Annotated in this window: 21 protein-coding genes and 2 pseudogenes; 8 read left to right on the forward strand and 15 right to left on the reverse strand. The window is 56.8% G+C overall.

Translation table 11 applies throughout. The features are described from left to right. Positions 1–16: 16 nt before the first annotated feature. Positions 17–985, forward strand: coding sequence for an AraC family transcriptional regulator (locus MA884_RS11750; RefSeq protein ID WP_256230692.1), 969 nt, complete (start codon positions 17–19; stop codon positions 983–985). 94 nt (positions 986–1,079) lie between these two features. On the opposite strand, the gene MA884_RS11755 is transcribed toward MA884_RS11750, so the two are convergent. From MA884_RS11755 to MA884_RS11770, 4 genes are all read right to left on the reverse strand, one after another. Next, positions 1,080–1,652, reverse strand: coding sequence for a TetR/AcrR family transcriptional regulator (locus MA884_RS11755; protein ID WP_256230693.1), 573 nt, complete (start codon positions 1,650–1,652; stop codon positions 1,080–1,082). Positions 1,653–1,716: 64 nt separating this feature from the next. Continuing rightward, entirely contained in the window at positions 1,717–2,208 is a 492-nt protein-coding gene (locus tag MA884_RS11760) for a DUF302 domain-containing protein (RefSeq protein WP_256230694.1), read from the reverse strand. A gap of 75 nt (positions 2,209–2,283) precedes the next feature. Beyond that, positions 2,284–3,735 (reverse strand): amidase family protein, encoded by a 1,452-nt coding sequence (locus tag MA884_RS11765; RefSeq protein WP_256230695.1) that lies wholly within the window; start codon positions 3,733–3,735, stop codon positions 2,284–2,286. A gap of 462 nt (positions 3,736–4,197) precedes the next feature. Then, complete coding sequence (locus MA884_RS11770) at positions 4,198–5,097, reverse strand: LysR family transcriptional regulator (RefSeq protein WP_256230820.1); 900 nt, start codon at positions 5,095–5,097, stop codon at positions 4,198–4,200. Positions 5,098–5,279: 182 nt separating this feature from the next. Between MA884_RS11770 and MA884_RS11775 the strand changes: the two genes are divergently transcribed. Then, entirely contained in the window at positions 5,280–6,290 is a 1,011-nt protein-coding gene (locus tag MA884_RS11775; protein WP_256230696.1) for an NAD(P)-dependent alcohol dehydrogenase, read from the forward strand. 48 nt (positions 6,291–6,338) lie between these two features. On the opposite strand, the pseudogene MA884_RS11780 reads toward MA884_RS11775, so the two are convergent. Beyond that, a pseudogene (locus tag MA884_RS11780) lies at positions 6,339–6,524 on the reverse strand (transposase domain-containing protein); the annotation flags it as partial. Between the two features lie 49 nt (positions 6,525–6,573). Continuing rightward, positions 6,574–7,620: a GlxA family transcriptional regulator gene (locus MA884_RS11785; RefSeq protein WP_256230697.1), complete on the reverse strand. Its 1,047-nt coding sequence runs from the start codon at positions 7,618–7,620 to the stop codon at positions 6,574–6,576. Between the two features lie 162 nt (positions 7,621–7,782). Here MA884_RS11785 and MA884_RS11790 point away from each other — a divergent pair, with 162 nt between their 5' ends. From MA884_RS11790 to MA884_RS11805, 4 genes are all read left to right on the forward strand, one after another. Next, positions 7,783–8,574: a cysteine hydrolase gene (locus MA884_RS11790; RefSeq protein ID WP_256230698.1), complete on the forward strand. Its 792-nt coding sequence runs from the start codon at positions 7,783–7,785 to the stop codon at positions 8,572–8,574. Positions 8,575–8,804: 230 nt separating this feature from the next. Continuing rightward, positions 8,805–9,641 (forward strand): alpha/beta fold hydrolase, encoded by an 837-nt coding sequence (locus MA884_RS11795; RefSeq protein ID WP_256230821.1) that lies wholly within the window; start codon positions 8,805–8,807, stop codon positions 9,639–9,641. A 276-nt stretch (positions 9,642–9,917) separates the two neighbouring features. Then, positions 9,918–10,016 (forward strand): catalase, encoded by a 99-nt coding sequence (locus MA884_RS28015; protein WP_371134772.1) that lies wholly within the window; start codon positions 9,918–9,920, stop codon positions 10,014–10,016. Between the two features lie 244 nt (positions 10,017–10,260). Beyond that, complete coding sequence (locus tag MA884_RS11805) at positions 10,261–11,028, forward strand: helix-turn-helix transcriptional regulator (RefSeq protein WP_256230699.1); 768 nt, start codon at positions 10,261–10,263, stop codon at positions 11,026–11,028. 295 nt (positions 11,029–11,323) lie between these two features. On the opposite strand, the gene MA884_RS11810 is transcribed toward MA884_RS11805, so the two are convergent. From MA884_RS11810 to ispC, 5 genes and pseudogenes are all read right to left on the reverse strand, one after another. Next, positions 11,324–12,034, reverse strand: coding sequence for a FadR/GntR family transcriptional regulator (locus MA884_RS11810; RefSeq protein ID WP_256230700.1), 711 nt, complete (start codon positions 12,032–12,034; stop codon positions 11,324–11,326). A 34-nt stretch (positions 12,035–12,068) separates the two neighbouring features. Then, on the reverse strand, positions 12,069–12,308 hold the full coding sequence (locus MA884_RS11815; protein ID WP_256230701.1) for a 3-methyl-2-oxobutanoate hydroxymethyltransferase: 240 nt from the start codon (positions 12,306–12,308) through the stop codon (positions 12,069–12,071). Positions 12,309–12,388: 80 nt separating this feature from the next. Continuing rightward, entirely contained in the window at positions 12,389–12,982 is a 594-nt protein-coding gene (locus MA884_RS11820; RefSeq protein ID WP_256230702.1) for a nitroreductase, read from the reverse strand. A 76-nt stretch (positions 12,983–13,058) separates the two neighbouring features. After that, positions 13,059–13,220: pseudogene (locus tag MA884_RS28020) on the reverse strand (hypothetical protein); the annotation flags it as partial. Positions 13,221–13,303: 83 nt separating this feature from the next. Then, a complete protein-coding gene (ispC, locus tag MA884_RS11825; RefSeq protein WP_256230822.1) occupies positions 13,304–14,536 on the reverse strand; it encodes a 1-deoxy-D-xylulose-5-phosphate reductoisomerase in 1,233 nt (410 codons plus the stop codon). A 374-nt stretch (positions 14,537–14,910) separates the two neighbouring features. Here ispC and MA884_RS11830 point away from each other — a divergent pair, with 374 nt between their 5' ends. After that, positions 14,911–15,654: an SDR family NAD(P)-dependent oxidoreductase gene (locus tag MA884_RS11830; RefSeq protein ID WP_256230703.1), complete on the forward strand. Its 744-nt coding sequence runs from the start codon at positions 14,911–14,913 to the stop codon at positions 15,652–15,654. A 58-nt stretch (positions 15,655–15,712) separates the two neighbouring features. Here the strand turns inward: MA884_RS11830 and MA884_RS11835 are convergent, their stop codons facing one another. Next, a complete protein-coding gene (locus MA884_RS11835; RefSeq protein WP_256230823.1) occupies positions 15,713–16,282 on the reverse strand; it encodes a TetR/AcrR family transcriptional regulator in 570 nt (189 codons plus the stop codon). Between the two features lie 155 nt (positions 16,283–16,437). Here MA884_RS11835 and MA884_RS11840 point away from each other — a divergent pair, with 155 nt between their 5' ends. Further along, entirely contained in the window at positions 16,438–17,667 is a 1,230-nt protein-coding gene (locus tag MA884_RS11840; protein WP_256230704.1) for an NAD(P)/FAD-dependent oxidoreductase, read from the forward strand. Positions 17,668–17,918: 251 nt separating this feature from the next. Here the strand turns inward: MA884_RS11840 and MA884_RS11845 are convergent, their stop codons facing one another. The 3 genes from MA884_RS11845 to MA884_RS11855 are packed head-to-tail and all read right to left on the reverse strand — an operon-like array spanning position 17,919 to position 20,328. After that, positions 17,919–18,755 carry a sugar phosphate isomerase/epimerase gene (locus MA884_RS11845; RefSeq protein ID WP_256230705.1) on the reverse strand — a complete coding sequence of 279 codons (837 nt, stop codon included), beginning with the start codon at positions 18,753–18,755 and terminating at the stop codon, positions 17,919–17,921. 1 nt (position 18,756) lies between these two features. Next, positions 18,757–19,989: an NAD(P)/FAD-dependent oxidoreductase gene (locus tag MA884_RS11850; protein ID WP_305518836.1), complete on the reverse strand. Its 1,233-nt coding sequence runs from the start codon at positions 19,987–19,989 to the stop codon at positions 18,757–18,759. An 18-nt stretch (positions 19,990–20,007) separates the two neighbouring features. Next, entirely contained in the window at positions 20,008–20,328 is a 321-nt protein-coding gene (locus MA884_RS11855) for a MocE family 2Fe-2S type ferredoxin (RefSeq protein ID WP_060742985.1), read from the reverse strand. Positions 20,329–20,352: the final 24 nt, after the last annotated feature.

The following is a 20,352-nucleotide window of genomic DNA, read 5'->3' on the forward strand; positions in this document are numbered from 1 at the left end:
CTGAAACGCCTGAATTATGCCTACCGATCAGTTTGCCCTCTCCTCGGATCTCATCAACGAACTGTTGCGCGGCATGCGCCTGCGTGGCGTCGAGTACCGGCGTATCCAAGCCGGTCCAGCCTTCGGCCTGGGCTTCGCCGACAAACCTGGGCATGCCTGGTTTCACTTCCTGGCGGTCGGCAATGCGCTGCTGCGCATGGAGGACGGGACAACGTACGCGCTGTCTGCCGGCAACGCCGTATTCATCTCACATGGCGCGGCCCATCAACTGCTTTCCGATACGGACGTGCCTGTTCAGGACATCGACCGTTTAGACGGCGCTCCCCTCGGTGATACGGTCAGCGCGGTGGATACCGGAACCGATGCCAGCCCCACGCCCACCACCATTTTGTTCAGTGGCTGCATGGAGTTTGAACTGGGCAGTATCCATGGCCTTGGCAGGCTGATGCCTGGCCTGATGCTGATTGATGCCGGCGGCCAGCGTTACCCTGGACTGGTGCCTATCCTGACCACCATGGAACGCGAGGTCAGCGCCGCACGTGTCGGCTTCGCCGGTATCCTCGCGCGTTTGGCCGACGTGGTGGCCGCCATGGTCGTTCGCGGCTGGGTGGAGTGCGCCTGCGGTAATGCCTCTGGCCTGGTCGCTGCATTACGCGATCCACGCTTGGCAAGCGCGCTTCTCGCGCTCCATCAACAACCGGGGCGCGACTGGACCGTTGCGCAGTTGGCAGAGCAATGCAATACCTCTCGCTCGGTCTTCGCGGACCGTTTCCAGGCGACTATTGGCATGGCCCCACTGCGCTACGTCACTGAGTTGCGGATGCGGCTTGCGAGCCAGTGGTTGACGCTCGAAAGGCTGCCGATTGAAGAGGTGGCGCAGCGCCTGGGCTATACCTCTCAGGCTGCTTTCAGTCGCGCATTCAAGCGCATTACAGGCAAGACGCCTGGATTAAGTCGTCAGTCGAGGCAGTCCGCTGTTTCCTGAAGCCGAGCGGGAGTCGTGGAGGAGCCATAGGGAGCGGCTTTGCGCTGTCGTGTGCGTCAGGTAGCTTTCGGCCAAAAATGGTCGCGCGTGCTTATCAAGCTTCGACCAATACCAGCGCAGCTTGGACCCCGCCCTCTAAAATTTCTTCAGCTAGCAATGGATCAGCTACTGCCCTCGCAATTTGAAGCGTGCCGGCCATGAGGCTGAAAACCGCTATCGCCCGTTGCAGGTTGTGTTGAGACTTCGGATTCGGGAATAACGCTGCGAGGTTTCGAACATACGCGAGTAATCCTTCCTCATAGGCTTCCTTTGTCAGATCTGGCTGACGACCTACTTCAGGCAATAAAGCTGCAGAAGGACACCCGCCCTCATATCCAGTCAGGTGTGGTGTGTTCAGGTATCGCCGAATGGCATCTTCGATACCAATCGATCCGGCAGCGGCATCATCCAAATTTCTGAGCTGCTCAGCCAATGCGTTAGCAAGTGCTTCCCGGACCAAAGTATCCTTAGAATCAAAATGTGGATAAAAGGCACCTTTCGTCAACCCCGATTCAGCCATGATGCCGGCCAAACCAGATGCAGAAATCCCATCTTTGCGAAAGCGCCTAGACGCAATATCAATGATGCGTTTCCGCGTGTTTTCTTTATGGCCTTTATCAAAGCGCATCTTAATCTACCTATCATCGGATACCTGGAACCGGGCAGCACGCCCATTTCCGCGTTCCTTCTGTTTACGATACTGCGGCTACCAGTGCCGCTTGCAAGTCCTGATCAAGTTTACGCGCAACCGTGTCGACCTGGTTATTGCCGAATTGGCCAAAAACGGAGAGCGGGCGGTCGTACTCGAAGGCGGTGTCTCCATTTGCGTCTTCGCGTAAAAGCACGCGAATGGGCGCATACAAAGACGCGGAGATATGATGCCGCGACATTTTGGATGCCGTGAGTGGATTTCCAATGTCGTATTGAATCGCGTGACGCTGGGGCCCGGCGATTCCTAGCAACGCGCCGTGATCTCTAAATCCAAAGATGGACAACGCTGGTAGAGCTTCAAGCTCTTTCAAAGCGCGGATGGTCTCTCCATACCGTAGTAGCGTGAATATGCCGTCGTCGATCCGAGGGATCAACCGTTCAAGTTTGGCCTTGACGACGGCGAATGAGTTGCTCGATTGAATCGTGACATGCTCGACGGCAATCGTTTTCATGAAGGAAGTTTGATTTTCCATTTTTACTGATCCTATAGAGAGATACAGCTACCTAGGTCCGTTACGCCTGATCACCGGAATGCGGTTGCAGGAAATTCAGACCGGTGAGGTCAGCGCGCCAACGACCGCTTCGACTCGACGTGCAACGTGAAGCAGGGAACGATCTCGACCAAATTGGCCATCGATTTCAAGACCAATAGGCAGGCCATCTTTGGACACGCCAATTGGAAGGCTGATGCTTGGGATACCTGCAGCGCTCGCGGGAATAGTGTGGTTAGCCAGCACTAGGTAACTGACTTCCTGACCAGAGATGAAAAACTGTTCTTGATGGTCGATCAATGGTGCTGTGCACGGGGTTGTTGGAAGGATCAGGCCCTCTGCCCCGCTGCTCAGAAACGCTTGATCGAAACGGCGCTTGATTTCTAAGCGCTCAGCTAAGGCGGCGTCATAAGCCTCCGCAGGGAGAAACCCTGGCCCATGTTTAAGAACAAGTTGCCCCCACACTTCTTTCAGACCAGGTTTCAGTCCCGAGTAAATATCCTCAAAGGTGGCCGGGATGCTGTTTTGACGCAGGAATCCCGTGACCGCCTCTTGAGTCTCGCGGAAGAAAATATTCCAGGTTGATGTCAGTGCAAGTGAGGAAAAGTCATTCCCTAGATCGACTTCAACAACTTCAGCGCCGGCATCGCGCAGCCGCCGAACAGTTTCTTTGAATTGAGCCTCGACGTCCGGGGCTATGAGCTCAAAATACTGTCGAGGCGCAAACGCAAATGTCACCCCAACCAAATTAGGCTGGTCAAACTGGCTCGACGCCTCGCCTTTGACGATAACCTCGTCGATTAGAATGCAGTCCTCTACGTTACGGGCAAACACGCCTGTAGTGTCGAGGGTATGGGAGATGGGCGCCACGCCATCACGGGGCCAACGACCTGTAGTCGGCTTGAAGCCGACTACACCGCAAAGAGACGCGGGCACTCGAATCGAACCAACCGTATCGCCGCCCAAGGCCGCTGGCACAAGACGCGCAGCAACGGATGCACCTGCTCCGCTGGAAGAACCACCCGATACATGAGTCTTGCTATGAGGGTTCTTGACTTGACCAAACGGGCCGTTGCTACCGGTTAAACCGAAAGACATTTCTACAAGGTTGTTCTTGCCAAAGACAATGCCGCCAGCGTCTTTCATGGTCTTCACAATGTCTGCATCTTGCTCTGGCACAAACTTTTCGAGCGTTGATACACCAAGGGTCGTTCGCAGTCCTTGGGTCAGATAGCTGTCTTTGATCGCAATTGGAACGCCGAGCAGTGGAGCCGACACACCTCGTGCACGCCCCTTATCCGCGGTCCTTGCGGACTCAAGCACAGCTTCCCTATCTATCGTAATGAAGGACTGTAAGTCGCAATGGTCTTGAGCTCTCTGAAGTAGAGCTCGTGCATACTTTTCAGATGAAATTTCACCTTTGCGAATGGCCTGAGCCGCCGCCGCGACGCCAAGTGCAGCGAAGCCCTCAGCATCATCGCTTTTCTGAATTTCGGATATTGCCTGCATGACGAATCCTCACGTGACTGAATCAATCGAAACCGTCCTGGCTTTCAAGCGAAGACGGAATTGAATTACAATCGTAATTCTACATTACGATCGTAATTCAAAGGAGAATGCCTGACAAGCTCGAATAAGGACGCTGCCTAGGTTCAATTCACCGTGAGAAGAGGGTTTAGCCTTTGGTGCACAAAGGAGAGGTGCAGATCAAGCTGCTGATCTGGCGATTGCGTCCGAGGTTGAAGAAGACAAATGCTGAGGGCATTAGCGCTATTTTCAACGGCTTCTGCGACTCTAGGCTGGGCTCTTATTGGTCCCTTGACCGTCTGCTTTCGGCCCAGGCTGTGTAAAAACGCAGGCGCCCTTTTGAAGTCTGCGTTGCTACGTAAAATCTGCCTGTGCTTGGTAAGCGTCTGCCGAACACATCTTGCACTAGCCCGTTTTGGTGCGAAGTCAGCATACGAACGAAGGTTAGCGCGCTGTGAACCAACTGGGGTGTAGCACAGGAAAATGTTCCTTCAGCCAATCCACAAATGCATCGACCTGAGGAGCAAGATGCGTTCTGCTTGGATAAAGCACGGAAACCAAGCGCGGCTGTGGACGAAGAGCCCTGAGCACCTCAACCAGTTCTCCACTTGCGAGGAAGGTCTCAACGGTAATTCCCAGAGCTTGAACAATGCCGAAGCCTGCAACACCACATTGAACGTAGGCATTTGACTCATTCACAGTGATACCACCACTGGGGGTGTGAGGATGATCCTCGCCGTCCACCGAGAAGTGCCAAGGGAGCGGCCTGTTGCTTTGACCGGAAAGGAAGCTGACACATCGGTGGTCTATTAGATCTTGCAGGGTTGTGGGTGCCCCGAAGGCTTGGAGATAACCTGGGGACGCACAGGTCACCATAATGGCGGTGCCAATTTCTCTGGCCACCATACTTGAATCTGGGAGGTCACCAATTCTCAGTACACAGTCGATGCCCTCGGCTACGAGATCTACCGTACGGTCGGTCACACCCAGCGCAAGTTCGATTTCGGGAAATGCCTCCGTAAATCTCCTAAGGCTTTCCATGAAGCTGTGCTGGGAAAATGCAGTGGGGATGTCAATTCGAAGCCTTCCACGTAAGGTCGACCCACTACGGTCGAACATAGAAGTGGTCTCTGCGATGTTCGCCAAAATCTCTTTGACGCGTTCGTAAAATTGCTCCCCCTCAGCAGTCAGTTTTACCTTGCGAGTAGTGCGCTGGAAGAGACGGACACCCAGCGAAGCTTCCAGATTCTGAATGGTGCGTGTGACGTGCGGGCGCCCTGCCTGCATTGCTTCTGCGACTTTAGTGAAGCTCTCTAGCTCCGCTAGCTTGGCGAATACCTGCATCGCCTGTAGAAGCTCCATAAGTCCCCCCGAGAAGCATGTGACTGCGATTATTATTGCTTATCAGGATAACAATCCTGTTGGTTTCTGCACATTTATCCAGAAGTCGCAACGCGGAACAATGTCCTCAGCGTAAAGGGGGGAGCTTTTCCTCCTCTGCACCTCAAAACTGCTGGAGACAGAAAATGAAAGCGTGGCTTCTGAAAGATTTTGGCTTGGAGAATCTGGTGCTGGGCGAAACGGAAACCCCTGTGCCCCAAGCGGGTGAACTGCTGGTTAAGGTAGGCGCTGTATCACTCAATTTCCGGGACAAGGCCATCGTTGACGGTATCTACGAACCTCACATGGTGCCCAAGCCGCTGATCCCCGTCAGCGATGCGGCGGGGACGATCGTGGCAGTTGGTGATGGTGTCAGCCGCTTCGCTATTGGAGATCGGGTCAACTCACACCTCTACTCACGTTGGCTGGACGGCATGCCCGGGCCAGATGAACCCAACTACTGCTTCGGCTCGCCATTGCCTGGTGGTTTGGCGGAATACATGATCATCCATGAAGACAGCGCGGTACGTGCCCCTGACAACATGTCAGATGAGGAAGCCGCGACCCTTCCAATTGCTGCTCTGACGGCCTGGTATGCGCTCGTCGATTATGGCCAGATCGAGGCCGGCCAAACAGTTTTGGTTCAGGGATCTGGAGGTGTTTCTGTTTTTGCAGCACAAATTGCCACAGCTTTAGGAGCCAAGGTTATCGTCACCTCCAGCCGTGATGCCAATCTGGAAGCTGTAAAAAAACTGGGCGCTGTCGCTGGTCTGAATTATCGCACTACCCCCGAGTGGGCAGAGGAAGTTCTGAAGCTCACTGATGGCAAGGGAGTGGATCTCCTGCTGGATGTGGCAGGAGGTGACGGCATCAATCAATCGATTGCTGCAACAAAGGCAGGTGGACGTATCGCACAGATCGGCTTTCTGACAGGCCAAACCTCTGCCCTGAACCTGATGCCTATGATTTTCCGACAAACAACTATTCGCGGCATAGCCGTTGCTCCACGCTCGTCATTTGACCGAATGAACGAATTCTTGAATGAGCACAAGATTCGCCCGGTAATCGACCACGTGTATACATTCGATCAAGCACGCGAAGCGTACGAACATTTGGCTAGAGGCGCCTTTGGTAAGGTAGTAATCAAAATCGCGTAGGAGCCACTTGGAGTTACGCCGCAAATTTCCGTATTGAAATATGCGCGGTCAGATGGCCACCCAATTATGTGGCAGCAGATCGGCAATCTCACTCGCCCGCTGCGACGGCAGGCGAGTGAGCACGTCCTTTAAATAAGCATACGGATCATGCCCGTTGAGCCGTGCAGACTGGTTCAAACTCATGATCGTTGCCGCCCGTTTGCCACTGCGTAAAGACCCTGCGAAGAGCCAGTTATCGTCGAGCAAGCTACGTGAGCATTGCTCTGGTGGACAACTGCTCTCTCTAACTTTTTCTTATGCGCTCATGCGCATAAAAATCTGCGTCTGAATTTACGCCAACGGTCCTGCGCCCAGTGCGCCCCTCCTCTCTCGCCTGACGGATCGTCCGACGCAGCTCCTGTGGAGTCCTTCCGATTACCCGTTGGAAGCTACGCAACATGTGATCGGCATTGCCGAACCCTTGGCTTCTGGCGATCACCTCAAAGCTTTGGTTACCTGCTTCTATCAATGGCCTTGCAGCTTCAACGCGAATTCGCTCGATAGCCTTCGACGGCGTCACGCCGATCGTCATCGCGAATACCCGGCTGAATTGGCGGGTACTCATATGGGCCACCTCCGCCAGGCGCTGCACCGTGAGCTCCTCGCGCAAGTGGGTACGTACATAACTCAGTACCGCTGACATGCGGTCTGACCTGGGGTCAAAATCCAGCAGGGAAGAGAATTGACGCTGCCCACTCGGCCGACGGTAATAGACCACCAGCATGCGCGCTACAAAGTGCGCCGCGTCGCTGCTCGCATCATGCTCAATCATTGCCAGGGCCATATCGATCCCTGCCGACATGCCCGCGGATGTCCAGACATGTCCGTCCTCAGTCCAGATGCGATCTCCATCCACGCGCAAGGAGGGGAAGCGTGCCTGCAGTTGAGGGGCGTAGTTCCAGTGTGTAGTTGCGACTCGACCGTCGAGCACACCGCTCTCGGCTAGAACGAACGCCCCAGTGCAAACACTTGCTATCCGCCGGGCGCGCGAGGAGAGATGACGGATAACCGTAGCCATAGGCTTTACCCAGTCCCCCGTGGGCACGGCAGGGGCGCCGACAATAATGAGGGTGTCGAGCTGCTCGATGGTGTGCAGGGCGGTAGTCGCCACTTCCACGCCTGCAAAAGTACGTATGGGCCCACCCTCCATCGAGGCGATCGTGAAGTGGTATGCCGAGGGCTTCGCAAGATTGGCATGGGAGAACGCCTCAAGCGGGCCGCTCATATCCAGCAATACGAAGTCCGTGTAAACCAAGAAGCAAATGTGACGTGACACCGCGATGCCCCCCATCTCTTACCTGATTGAAACCCCATTACATACATCGCCCGTCGTAGGGGTCAACGTGATGTGATGACGCCGAGCCAAAAATAGCCGGAATGGAGGGATAAACGTCCTAATCAACCATGTTGGCGGTAGTAACGTGCAAAAACCAACTAAGTAGAGGATTTTCAGATGTCCATCACCGCACTACGTCCCAGAAAAATGGCTTCATGGCTAGCCTTGGCGGGCGCCATCATTACTACCCCAATCATCAGCTTCGCTGCCGAGAACCCTTACGCCGACCCCGTTAACCCCGCACTTCCAGCCTCCACCTTCGAATGGGACACCAGTCGAACCGCTATGGTAGTGATCGATCCACAGATCGACTTCATGAGCCCTAAAGGAGCTGGGTGGCCGGTTTTCGGTGAAAGTGTCACTGAGCAAAATCTGGTTCCCAACCTGACGCGTCTATTTACTGCATTCAAGAAAGCCGGTGCGACGGTCGCCATCTCGCCCCACTACTACTATCCACACGACCACAAATGGAAGTACGAAGCTCCTGCCGAAACCGTTCAGCACAAGCTCGGCCTGTTCGACCGCCAGGGCGCTCTGACCCTGGATGGTTTCAACAACTCCGGTGCCGACTTCATGCCGGAATTCAAACCGTTCATCGATGATGGCAAAACAATTGTCGCATCACCTCATAAATTGTATGGCCCACAAAGCAACGACGTAATGCTGCAACTACGCAAGCAACGGATCGACAAAATCATTCTGGTGGGAATGGCATCCAACCTGTGCGTACAGTCGCACCTACGCGAATTTCTCGAACGTGGCTTCGAGGTGGTAGTAGTACGCGATGCTATCGCTGGGCCAAAGCTTCCTGATGGAGATGGGTATGGCAGCGCATTGGTTGATTTCCGTTACATCGCAAATGGAGTCATGACGACTGATCAGGTCGTAGCCAAATTGCAGAGTAAGTAACTCTTGAGCGTGCGCATTGTCGCGCGCGGCGTTTTCAACACCTCGGCATCGTACTGACAAATTCGGAGAGAATCATGAACGATATGAAAGATCCCGGGCCCGATAGTCCCGACCGACGACACTTCGTAGCTTTAGGCATGGGTGCCGCAGCCCTGGCCACAGTCCCCTCCAGGGTATTCGCCTCGCATACACCTAAGAATGTTTCTTCCGGGCAGCAAAAGGAAATGATTTTGAGCAAGGTAACCACTCTGGACGGCGTTGATATTTTTTACAAAGACTGGGGCCCGAAGGCTGGCCAGCCCGTGATGTTTCACCATGGCTGGCCATTGAGCAGCGATGATTGGGATAGCCAGGCCTTGTTCTTTGTCCAGCACGGCTACCGGGTCATCGCCCATGATAGGCGTGGCCATGGACGTTCATCGCAGGTTAGCGATGGCCATGATATGGATCACTACGCCTCAGATGTCTCGACCGTTGTGGACCATCTGGACCTACGTAACGTCGTCCATGTCGGCCACTCTACCGGTGGCGGAGAAGCCGCTCGCTACGTCGCTAAATATGGTCAAGCGCATGGGCGTACTGCGAAGCTGGTGTTGATCAGCGCGGTACCGCCGATCATGGTAAAAACCTCGACAAACCCTACAGGACTGCCGATCGAGATCTTTGACGGCTTTCGCAAGCAACTGGCCGCCAACCGGTCGCAGTTTTATATGGATGTTGCTGGAGGCCCGTTCTACGGCTTCAACCGCCCAGGAGCCGTGGTATCCCAGGGCGCCATCCTGAATTGGTGGCGCCAGGGTATGACCGGCTCGGCAAAGGCCCAATACGAAGGTATCAAAGCGTTCTCGGAGACAGATTTCACCGAGGATCTGCGGGCAATCAACGTTCCAACCTTGGTGATGCATGGTGACGACGATCAAATCGTTCCTATCGCAGACTCAGCTATGTTGTCCGTCAAGTTACTCAAACACGGCACACTGAAAGTGTACGAAAAGTACCCTCATGGCATGTGCACTACTCATCCTGAGGTGATTAATCAGGATCTGCTGGCCTTCTTGCGCAGCTGACCCACTAGTTAACCACTCTGTTCGCTCTATCTTCCTTAGCTATGGTTACGCTGGATTCATCCAGTTGAAATCAGATGAATACGAGAGGTAGCAATGCTGTTTGGCGAATCCCTACTTAATGCCTCTCGTCGTTTCCATAGCTTTTTTTCAGACTATAGAGAATCTGCGCTATCCAAGAAACAAACTGACAACAGTCAATGGAACTCCGGTTGTTGACAACTTAAATATCTAAACAGCCGGCCTCCGCGGCCCCTCCTGCTACAAGGCATCTAGCTGCTGGAAAAGCTCGCACACTTTGATCGTGAGGTAGTTCCGGAACGCCGCATGCGTGCCAAAAGTTCCGGAGCATTCGGCACCTTCAGCGTGCCCCCATAATATCACCCGTTATACCAAAGCCAGCCTATTCAACGTTGCTATCAAAAACTTGAGTGGTCGGGCCCATTTCAACCAGATAGTCGGGGGGCGTATCCAGTTCGGTGGCAATCGCCCGAGTGATACACAGCCGTTGCTGCTGGCGTAGCGGGTCATCAAGCTGGTGGTTTGACCTTGATTCCTACTCAACACCTGAAATAAAATGGCAAGATAGTCCTATTTTACTGAAAAATAAGGGTTTTACGCCATGGTTGAGCAACCGCTACCTGGCTTTGGCGAAGTCCCGGTATTGGGCTTGGCCCGGGAGTATCTGCCGGGCGCTCGCGAACCTCATATCCACGAGGATCATGCGCAGATCATGTACGCCGTCAAAGGCGCGATGACGGTGTTGACAGCCGAAGGCATCTGGGTGCTGCCGCCACAAAGGGCACTGTGGATACCTGCTGGGGTAAGCCATACGTTCAAGCATGCCCGTCCCGTTTCGCTACGAACAGTGTATGTGCGCCATAACGCACCAAGTATCCCGAACTGGGTTCATTGTTCGGTATTGAACGTAGACACACTGGTGCGCGAGCTGATCTTGGCCTGCGCGCAATTGCCCAATGAATATCTCGATGACAGCCGCGAAGCCCGCTTGGGGGTAGTGCTGCTGGATCACCTGGCGTTGCTGCAGCAGGATGCGTTTTACTTGCCTGAGCCCAGCGACAAACGAGCAGTGCGTGCCGCCAACCTAATCAAGGAAAATCCTAACGATACCCGGCCGATCAAGGATATTGCTTCTGAGGTGGGCGCCAGTGCACGTACCCTGGAACGCCTATTTTCAGTGCAAACCCGAATGGGGTTTGGGGCCTGGCGCCAGCGTCTTCGGATGATGGTGGCACTGGAAAACCTGGCAGCCGGCGAGTCCGTCAGCAGTACAGCCGCCACAATTGGTTATGAGAGTTCCAGCAGCTTTATCGCCGTGTTCCGTTCGGTGTTCGGATGCAGCCCCGCCAAGTACTTTGCCAAGCGTTGAGCCTGCGATTACAGCAATGGAATGCTGTAGGTCTCGTCCTTGTCGGCGCTGTCGTCGCCCCTAAACACCGATCCCCGCCACATGAGCCTCAGGCCCTTGAAGGTGCCGATAGGGATCACATAATCGATGCGTAAGTCACGTGTTCCTTGCAGGCGCTCGCTGGATGTCAAGAGGGGCAACCGTGCGCTACAGCACGCCGAACCGATGTTCTTCACGGTTGAACAACGGCCGCGACTTGAGGTGCACTCGGGCCTCGACGACTGCTCCACCGGCGAACAATGATTGGCACACATGATCACTCGCCGCACAGTACCCTCCCGTCGCGCTCGGACAACCAACTGAGTTTCTCCAGCAACGGATCGAACATTGCCCTCACGGCTTCTACCGCTGCGGCTTCATCGCCGTAAATAATGGCCTGGACCTCCCGGACATGCGCCTCAAGGCTGGGCTCGTTCAATTCGTTATCGGCGAAAATCGCCAAGTACTGGCTATGAAACGAGGCGCTGAACGAGCGATGTATCGCTTGCAACGCGACGTTGTGAGTGGCTACAGCCACGGCGCCGTGCACTGCCTGGTCACGATCGACAAAATCGTCAAGCTCATCACTGATGCTGTATTCGCCGCGTTGCGCCAGCGCGCGCCACAGTCGCCTAATATCTTCCTGCGTACGTCGGCGGGCAGCCAACCGAGCTGTCTCGGCCTCCAGCAGGTACTGCGCCTCAAGATGATCACGGATCGCGATGCGGTTTCGGATGCGGAAGCTGTCCACTCGGTCCAACCGCGAACGTACAACCACTCCCTCCCCAGCCCGCCACTCCAACACCTGCCAGTTAATCAGGAATTTCACGGCTTCTCGAACGGCATAACGACTGCCACCGAACTGGTTAGTCAACTCGCTTTCGTTGGGTAAACGGTCACCCTTCCTCCAGGTAGCGTTTGACACCTGCTCACGTATTCCATCGATGATCGAGGCGACCCGGAGGGATTGCGAAGACTGGAGTAACATACCTTGCCTCCTGCGCATTCACGCACATGAACACTCAGGACGTGTGCCTGATGTTGTGAAACTCTGCGGCTACGGGAAACGCGCCGCTCCTGACGTCGCGGGCGTAGGCCACCACCATGCCCAGCGAATCCCCCACCAGCAGAATGTCCACCTGGGCATCCAGCAACGCCGCGACAGGTGCGCTGTAGGCGGTCAGGCAGACGATTTTCTCCTGCCCCTTGCGGCGAACGATCTCGGGAACAGTGATACGTGTAGGGTGATTGTGACGGGACATGGTGTGGCCTTTATAGGAGCGTTTTCGCTCGCGATGGACGTTAACGACGACGCGGGCTGCCTGATTGAACGCGACGCCCCCTATAGAGGTTCGCTCCATTGGCTGACGAACTCGCTGGGAGACTGCCGCCGCTTGGCGGGCCGCTCTTTGGTCGGCGTACCGACGTAAATGAAACCGAGCAACTGATCCGCCTCACCCTTGAGCCCCAGTGCGCTGCGCACATCCGAGTCATAAGCGTTCGGGCCGGTCGCCCAGTAGCCGGCAAAGCCGAGGGCATGTAAGGCATTCAACAGGTTCATGGTTGCCGCTGCTGTGGCCAGCATCTGCTCGATCGCCGGCACTTTGCTGACGCTGGAAATATGCGCACCGACCGCAATGATCATCGGCGCGGCCGTGGCCTGGGCTCGAGACGCCTTGCCACTGTCCAGGGGCTTGGCCTTAAGGGCCGCGCGGGCAAATACTTCACCCAGCGCGTGCAGTGCCTGGTCCTGGATAGTGATAAATCGCCATGGCCGTTGCTGGGAGTGATCCGGTGCGCAAACCGCCGCCTCGAACGCCTGGTTCAGCGTGTGGGCGTCCGGTATCGGCAACCTGAGTGGCCAGTAGGATTGACGACTGAGCAGCAATTGCAGCCCATCATGTTGAGTTTCGGTGTGGAGCAGTAAGGAACCCATCTTGGCAACTCCTGAAAAGATAATGCCCAGGCAGTATGGAGATTGATTCTCATCTAGACTCATCACGTCAGGCCAATTAGTCGCTCGATCGCGCCACGTTGCTGTCGGCGGTGCCGGATTTGACGATCACCGTGACGGTGATCCCCGCCGCCAGCAACAGCCCGGCCGGCAAGGGATCCAGGTGAATACGCACCGGGACTCGCTAGGCCGGGCGCACCCAGTTGAAGGTCGGGTTGACAGCTCTTGTTGGGCCGGAGTCGCCAGCACGATATCGCACTGGGCGTAGTGCAGGGAGAGCTGGATACGGGACCTGGACTTGCCCTAAAGGTGGTTTTCCCTGAGCCACCGCTTGCCCCACCTGCGCGCGTTCGCGTCCGCCTCCATCACGCCATACAGATCCCTCACCTGCCCAACCGGCTCATTGTCCAGCACATGGCGGATGCAATCGGCGATTTGAGTAAAGCCAATCTGGTTGGCCAGGAACGCCTGCACCGCCACTTCGTTGGCCGCATTGAGCAATGCCGGCGCCGTCCCGCCCGCGTTGGCGACCTGGCGTGCCAAGGCCAGGCATGGAAAGCGCGTCTCGTCCGGCACTTCGAAATTCAGCCGCGCCACCTTGAACAGATCCAGCGGTTCTACCCCTGAATCAATCCGTTGTGGCCACGCCAAGGCATGGCTGATGGGCGTACGCATATCGGGGTTGCCCAGTTGCGCCAGCATCGAGCCGTCGACGTAGTCCACCAGAGAATGAATGACGCTTTGCGGGTGAATCACCACCTCGACCTGGGAAGGTTTGGCATCGAACAGCCAACAGGCCTCGATCAATTCCAGGCCCTTGTTCATCAGCGTGGCCGAGTCGACCGAAATTTTTCGGCCCATGGACCATTTGGGATGGGCGCAGGCCTGGTCTGGCGTGACGTCCTGAAGTTGATCCATGGGCGTTTGGCGAAACGGCCCGCCCGAGCCGGTCAGCATGATCCGGCGTACGCCGGCGCTGGTCAGCCCCTGGCGCGAGTGAGACGGTAGGCACTGGAAAATCGCATTGTGTTCGCTGTCGATGGGTAACAGCACCGCGCCGCTGGTGCGCACCGCTTGCATGAATAACGCACCGGACATCACCAGCGCCTCCTTGTTGGCCAAGAGGATTTTCTTGCCGGATTCGACGGCAGCCAGCGTTGCGTTCAAGCCCGCCGCACCGACGATGGCTGCGACGACCGTGTCCACGTCGCGGTGGCTGGCGACGAACTTCAAGCCGCTCTCGCCACCCACTACCTGAGTCAGCGAGCCTGCGTCGATCAGTTGCTGCTGGAGCACTTTCACCGCTTCCGGGGTGGGCACTACCGCGTAGTCCGGACGGTGCAGCAGGCATTGTTTTTTCAAGTGTTCCAGCTGGCTGAAACCGGTAAGCGCGAACACTTTGTAGCGCTCAGGATGGCGGGCAATGACATTTAGCACATTGACCCCCACTGAACCGGTGGCACCCAACACGCTGATGGTTTGCAGGAGGTAGCGGGCGTCTTCGCGGGTCGCAGAAAAGCGCTCATGGGCGTACATCCCGTGGGCACTGCGGTTCGTGGCGATCACTTGCCGAATAACGGCTTTCGGAGAGGTGGCGATTTTTTTACCCGGTTTAGGCGACATAACTGGCAAAGCCCGATGTGAAGGAAACAAGTCGCCATTAACCAAGGAAAACTTGCGCCACGTCATCGTCATCGCGTCAATAAACATCGCAAAGGTGCCAAGCCCCGGAGCACCCCCTTCCCAGCACGGTGTCAGAAGGACTACACCATGTCATTACGACTACAGGCAGAACGAGTCAAAACGACCATTAAAAATACTAACTAGTTGATTTTTAAACGATAAATAACTGGCACGATTTCTGATCAATGCAAATCGCCTTTCCCTACACAACCTTTAAAGAGATCCCCATGAGTAATGAATTCAACCATCGCCTGGCTGTTGTCACCGGTGCCAGTTCGGGCATTGGCCTGGCCGTCACTCAACGATTGCTTGAGCGTGGAGCCCAGGTGATCGCGATGTCGCGGCAGATTGGCGAACTGGGCCAGCTGGTCGAGCGTTTCGGCGACAAGCTGGTCTGGCTGGCGGGTGACGTTACCCAGGCAGCCGATCAGGCGCGCCTGGCGCAACTGGCGGCGTCCATCGGCCCAGTGGATTTCCTGGTGCCCAATGCCGGGGTTGCGCAACTGGCCGAGGGCCTCGACCTTATGGCCTTTGACCAACAGTGGGCGGTTAATGGTGCGGGGGCGCTCAACACCTTGGGCAGCCTGCGCGGGCAGTTTTCCGCACAGGCCTCGGTGGTATTTATCGGCACCTTCCTGGAACAGGTGACCTTCCCCGGGCTGGCCGCCTACATCGCCTCGAAGGCGGCGCTGCGGGCTCAGGTACGGACACTGGCGGTGGAATTGGCGCCTCACGGTATTCGCCTGAACATGGTGTCGCCCGGCCCCACCGCTACACCCATCTGGGGCACCTTGGGGCTCAACGCCGAGGCTCTGGACTCTGTCGCCACCACCGTCAACCAGCGCCTGCTCAGTGGCCAGTTCCTTGAGGCGGGTTCGGTGGCCGATGTCATCCTGTTCCAGTTGAGCCAGGGTGCACGCAGTGTGTTTGGCCAGGACTGGGTGGTCGATGGCGGTTACACCCTGCGTTGAGATTTCGTACACGATGCGCGGCACGGGCCCGTGCCGCGTTCGGGCTACGGCGACTGGATCAACCCGCTCGTGGGTAGGTCAGGAACGCGTGGATGGCATCGACGATTGCCGCCTCAATGCGCACTGCATCCAGGTCATGGGGAGGATGAAGCACCGCCGTATGAACCAGTGACTCCGTCATACGCATCGTCATCCATGCCGCCAGCGCCAAGTCTGAATGAGCAACAACATCCGGATGCTCTTGTAGCAGGCGCAGGATATGCCGATGAATATCCCCGCTCAAACCTGGCTCATCAGTGGGGCTTTCAAAAAAAGGTCGTTCCTTCTCCAGTTGACGGTGCAACTCTGGCTCCATTTCATGGGCGGCCATGGCTGCCCGCACCAAACGAACCACCTCACCGCGTAAACCGTGCCCACCAGGTGCAGCGAGAATCGCCTCAATAGACTGCGCCATTTGTTCAGCATGACGGTTATGCAGCGCGGTCAGTAGAGACGCCTTGTTAGGGAAATACTGGTAGAGCGACCCGATGCTGACGCCTGCCTGCTGCGCAACCACATTGGTGCTCATGCCGGCGTAGCCGTGCTTGAGCAAAACGCGAGCACTGGCTTGCAAAATAGCATCGACCATTGCCACAGAGCGGCTCTGGCGCGGGAGTTTTCGAGGCTTTGTCAGGTGGGGTACAGGCATGGTCTGGCGCGAGTTGAGAACACGAATGATGACTCGTATTGTTGACACTCCAGTGTCCCGCGTCAACAAGCAGGCCTGACTTAAAGAGGAATACCATGAAACGCATTTTGATTATTGGTGGGGGCTTCGCCGGTCTTTGGAGCGCTGCATCTGCCGCTCGACAACTTGAAGCATTGGGTGAAGTGGCTGACATCACCCTGGTCAACCCTGATCCTTGGCACAGCATCCGCGTACGCAATTACGAAAGTGATCTGTCCGATACCCGGGTCGATCTGGCGACCGTATTAACACCGATTGACGTAACGCTTTTAATTGGCAAAGCGACGTTTATTGATCACCGTAGTCAGGTCGTCCACGCCAATGTGGAGGGCAACTCTACGAGGCTGTACTACGACAAGCTGATCCTGGCAAGCGGCAGTCACTTGATACGCCCAGACACTTGCGGCGTGAACAAATTCACCTTCGATGTCGACTCTTATCCGGCAGCATTACGGCTTCAGCAACACATTGACAACCTGTCAACCATCTCTGCTACAACCGGCCGCTATACCGCTCTGGTGGTAGGTTCCGGGGCTACGGGCGTGGAGCTGGCTTGCGAGCTGCCCGCCCGCCTTCGTGCCTCAGCCCTCGCCAGCAACAACCCTGCGGCTGTAGAACAGGTGCGGGTAATTCTCGCTGATCGGGGACCGACGATCGCAGGACGACTGGGGGGCGGACAACCTGTAATCGAGCGCGCTTGCCGTGAACTGGGTATTGAATTGATGACGAATTTTTCACTGAGCAGCGTTGACAGCGAAGGTGCGCTACTCACCGACGGCACCCGACTGCCCGCTGCGACCGTGATCTGGTGCGCCGGCATGCAGGCGAATGAACTGACCGAGTGTATCGATGCTAATCGTGACACTCAGGGTCGACTGAAAGTCGATGACTGCATGCGCGTCAATGGGATTGACAATGTGTTTGCCGCCGGCGATGTCGCACACGCTTTGATCGATGGCGAACGCCCTTCAGTGATGTCGTGCCAGCACGCCCGGCCCATGGGCCGTTTTGCCGGTCATAACGCCGCCAGTGAACTATTCGGTCGTCCCTTGGAGCCATTGAACATCGACTGGTACACCAACATCATCGACCTCGGCCCTTGGGGGGCGGTGTATACCCAAGGCTGGAATCGCGTGGCTGTTGCTCAGGGTATGGAAGCCAAGAACACCAAATCCTTGATCAATCGCGAGCGTATTTACCCGCCTCGCTCAGGTACACGCGAGCAGATCTTGGCAGCAGCGGCGCTGGACCTACAGCGACCTCCCCAGCTCAAACCAGTCGGCTAAGTAGAAATGGGAGCCTGGTCGATTAAAATCGTCAATGCCCTGCAGGTTCTGTAGGGTTCCCCCCTCCTTCTCCAGCGCCAGCAAGTCCAAGCTGATCTTCACCCTTTCTGTCACTGAAGTGCATCAGCAGCTATGAGCCGCCATGCTTATCACTAACCTATTCAATTGACACACCGCAACAGCGGTTTTCTAATCTGGACCTCACTCGTTTATCCACTGATACAGACCGTCACAACCCATCATGCCTTAGATCAGCGCCCCGCCTGACACTCATCCCAAACACCACGCATCAGTTCCTTCAGCAGCAGCGCCTCGCCCCAGCGATCCGTTATATCGCGCCCATCACTCCCCGTGATCGCATAGGGTGGTGGGCCAAGTTCGCAGGTGAAGGACAGGCTCGCGGGTGTGTTCGGTCGCGCCAGCCAATCCTTGACTCCGTAGCGCCACCAGCCTAGAAACCGGTCCAGCCAGGGGCGATGCTGGGCGAAGGTCAAGGGCACCTGGACCTGCTCACTATTGGCGACCCGCCCGTGAAAACCCCAACTGTGTCGCAGAATGGTGTGAATCTGTTCGTCGTCTTCGGCCGTGGCCGACTCAGGCAATTCGCGGCCCACGACGTAATGGGACAAGTCAGCCAACAACTTGAGGTCGGGCATCTGCGCGAGCAAATCGAGGGTGAACAACAGGTCACTGGTGAGACGATAGCGGTGGGTTTCCAGCAGGATCGGAAAGTCCACCTGCTCGGCCAGACGCTGCCAGCCTTCGATCAGGGTGATCGCCTGTGCCAGCGTGCGCGGCCGGACGTCGGCTTGCAGCGTGAGGTGGTGGCAGCCGTAACGGGAGGCAACCTCAAGTGCTTGCGCCAAGTCACTCACGGTGCGGGGAAACAGTTGACCTTCGATCTGCAGGCCTTGCGCCTTGGCAGCGGCATGCAGACGTTCGGCCTGTGGCGCGATCCAGAAATGGTCGGTGATCCCATCGAAGCCAGCAGCGGCAATCTTCTCCACCTGCGCCTCCAGGGACAGATCGCATTGACCACGGTGATCTTGCATGGCCCACAGGGACTGAAATACCAGGAACTCACGCATGTCAGGGCCTTAGCAGATGTTTGAGCGACACATCGGCATCGGCCAATGCGTTCACAGAGAGTGGGGTCAAGGTGGCAATCAGCCGTTCACACAACTTGATGTCCTTGGCAACGCTGTTGCCCTGCCCCCAGCCGCAGGCGCCTTGCAAACGTTGCTCGGTGTCCAGGTAGAACAGCAGCAGACCACCGCCTGCCAAGGTGCGAACGGCCGAAGGTGGCGTCGGAGGGATCACGCCCACCGTCTGTAAGCCCCAGTCGTACTGATCAGACCAGAAGCCGGGAACCCCCTCGAACGGCAGCTCGCCGCCCAACAGATTCAATGCCGCGTGACGGCCCTGGGTCTCGGCGTTGCGCCAGGTTTCCTGGCGCTGGAATAACGCGTCGGCGTGCAGGCGAAACTCACACACATCGCCGGCAGCAAAGATGTCTGGCGCGCTGGTGCGCAACTGGGCATCGACTCGAATACCCTGGCCCACCTCAAGCCCCGCCGCCGCGGCCAATTCGATGTTGGGTTGCATGCCGATACCGACTACCACCCAGTCACAGGGCAGCTCCTGGCCGTCCACCAGTTGCACCGCCTCAGCGCGTTCGATGCCTTGTACCCTTTCAAGCGCTACGTTCAGCCGCACGTCAACGCCCTGTTGCCGATGCAACTCCAACAAGGCCTGGGACACGGCTTCAGGCAATACTCGCCCGGCCAGTCGTGGCCCGGCTTCCAGCAACGTCACCTGACAGCCCAGGGTTCGGGCCGTTGCCGCGACTTCGAGGCCGATAAAGCCACCGCCGATGATCACCAGGCGCGTGCCGGGCCTCAATGCGCTGCGCAGGGCCAGGGCTTCGTCATGGGTGCGCAGGTAAAGCACGTTGGCCAGAGATTCAGGCACCTGGGGCAAGCGACGCGCTCTCCCTCCGGTCGCCAGCAGTAATCGGCTGTAGGACAGCCAACGTCCGTCGGTCAATCGCAGGCGGTGGTGCTGCGGATCCAGGCTTTTTACCGGGTTGCCCGCCAGGTGTTCGATGTTCAGTTCAGTGAGCCGGCTATCCCGCCACAGGCTGCAATCGTCCAGGTCCATCGTGCCCTGCAGCAAGCCCTTGGACAGCGGAGGACGCTCGTACGGCAAATGGAGTTCATCGCCGATCAGGATCAGCCGACCGGTATAACCCTGCTCGCGCAAGGTCAGCGCCGCGCGGCCACCGGCATGGCCGGCGCCGACGATAATCAGTGGAGCATTCATGGCGTGCACTCCTGGCGGTCAAACCGAAATGGCGAGCAGAACCCGCCCCGCGTCGACCCGTACCGGATAGGTCTTGAGATTGACGCACACTGGCGCCCCCAAGGCTTTGCCGGTGCGATAGTCAAAGCGCCCGTTGTGCTTGGGGCACTCGATGACGTGGTCCATCACCAGACCGTCAGCCAGGTGGATCGACTCGTGAGTACACAGGCCTGCAGTGGCAAAAAACTCGTTGTCAGCAGAGCGGTAGATGGCATAGGTATGCGGACCGTGGTCGAAGCGAATGACGTCTTCTTCATTGATTTCGCCCACGGCGCATACATCGATCCATTGATCGTTCATGGCGTTTTCTCTTGTTCGGGATAC

The sequence above is a fragment of the Pseudomonas sp. Q11 genome (assembly GCF_024494355.1).
GTDB lineage: Bacteria > Pseudomonadota > Gammaproteobacteria > Pseudomonadales > Pseudomonadaceae > Aquipseudomonas > Aquipseudomonas hefeiensis.

What these genes read in the sequence shown, in the direction of transcription:
- MA884_RS11850 (WP_305518836.1), bottom strand. Translation starts at nt 19,989, where the DNA reads ATGAATGCTCCACTGATTATCGTCGGCGCCGGCCATGCCGGTGGCCGC.
- MA884_RS11805 (WP_256230699.1), top strand. Translation starts at nt 10,261, where the DNA reads ATGGTTGAGCAACCGCTACCTGGCTTTGGCGAAGTCCCGGTATTGGGC.
- MA884_RS11845 (WP_256230705.1), bottom strand. Translation starts at nt 18,755, where the DNA reads ATGCGTGAGTTCCTGGTATTTCAGTCCCTGTGGGCCATGCAAGATCAC.
- ispC (WP_256230822.1), bottom strand. Translation starts at nt 14,536, where the DNA reads ATGTACGCCCATGAGCGCTTTTCTGCGACCCGCGAAGACGCCCGCTAC.
- MA884_RS11810 (WP_256230700.1), bottom strand. Translation starts at nt 12,034, where the DNA reads ATGTTACTCCAGTCTTCGCAATCCCTCCGGGTCGCCTCGATCATCGAT.
- MA884_RS11835 (WP_256230823.1), bottom strand. Translation starts at nt 16,282, where the DNA reads ATGGTCGATGCTATTTTGCAAGCCAGTGCTCGCGTTTTGCTCAAGCAC.
- MA884_RS11855 (WP_060742985.1), bottom strand. Translation starts at nt 20,328, where the DNA reads ATGAACGATCAATGGATCGATGTATGCGCCGTGGGCGAAATCAATGAA.
- MA884_RS11755 (WP_256230693.1), bottom strand. Translation starts at nt 1,652, where the DNA reads ATGCGCTTTGATAAAGGCCATAAAGAAAACACGCGGAAACGCATCATT.
- MA884_RS11775 (WP_256230696.1), top strand. Translation starts at nt 5,280, where the DNA reads ATGAAAGCGTGGCTTCTGAAAGATTTTGGCTTGGAGAATCTGGTGCTG.
- MA884_RS11840 (WP_256230704.1), top strand. Translation starts at nt 16,438, where the DNA reads ATGAAACGCATTTTGATTATTGGTGGGGGCTTCGCCGGTCTTTGGAGC.
- MA884_RS11790 (WP_256230698.1), top strand. Translation starts at nt 7,783, where the DNA reads ATGTCCATCACCGCACTACGTCCCAGAAAAATGGCTTCATGGCTAGCC.
- MA884_RS11765 (WP_256230695.1), bottom strand. Translation starts at nt 3,735, where the DNA reads ATGCAGGCAATATCCGAAATTCAGAAAAGCGATGATGCTGAGGGCTTC.
- MA884_RS11820 (WP_256230702.1), bottom strand. Translation starts at nt 12,982, where the DNA reads ATGGGTTCCTTACTGCTCCACACCGAAACTCAACATGATGGGCTGCAA.
- MA884_RS11760 (WP_256230694.1), bottom strand. Translation starts at nt 2,208, where the DNA reads ATGGAAAATCAAACTTCCTTCATGAAAACGATTGCCGTCGAGCATGTC.
- MA884_RS11785 (WP_256230697.1), bottom strand. Translation starts at nt 7,620, where the DNA reads ATGGGGGGCATCGCGGTGTCACGTCACATTTGCTTCTTGGTTTACACG.
- MA884_RS11830 (WP_256230703.1), top strand. Translation starts at nt 14,911, where the DNA reads ATGAGTAATGAATTCAACCATCGCCTGGCTGTTGTCACCGGTGCCAGT.
- MA884_RS11770 (WP_256230820.1), bottom strand. Translation starts at nt 5,097, where the DNA reads ATGCAGGTATTCGCCAAGCTAGCGGAGCTAGAGAGCTTCACTAAAGTC.
- MA884_RS11815 (WP_256230701.1), bottom strand. Translation starts at nt 12,308, where the DNA reads ATGTCCCGTCACAATCACCCTACACGTATCACTGTTCCCGAGATCGTT.
- MA884_RS11750 (WP_256230692.1), top strand. Translation starts at nt 17, where the DNA reads ATGCCTACCGATCAGTTTGCCCTCTCCTCGGATCTCATCAACGAACTG.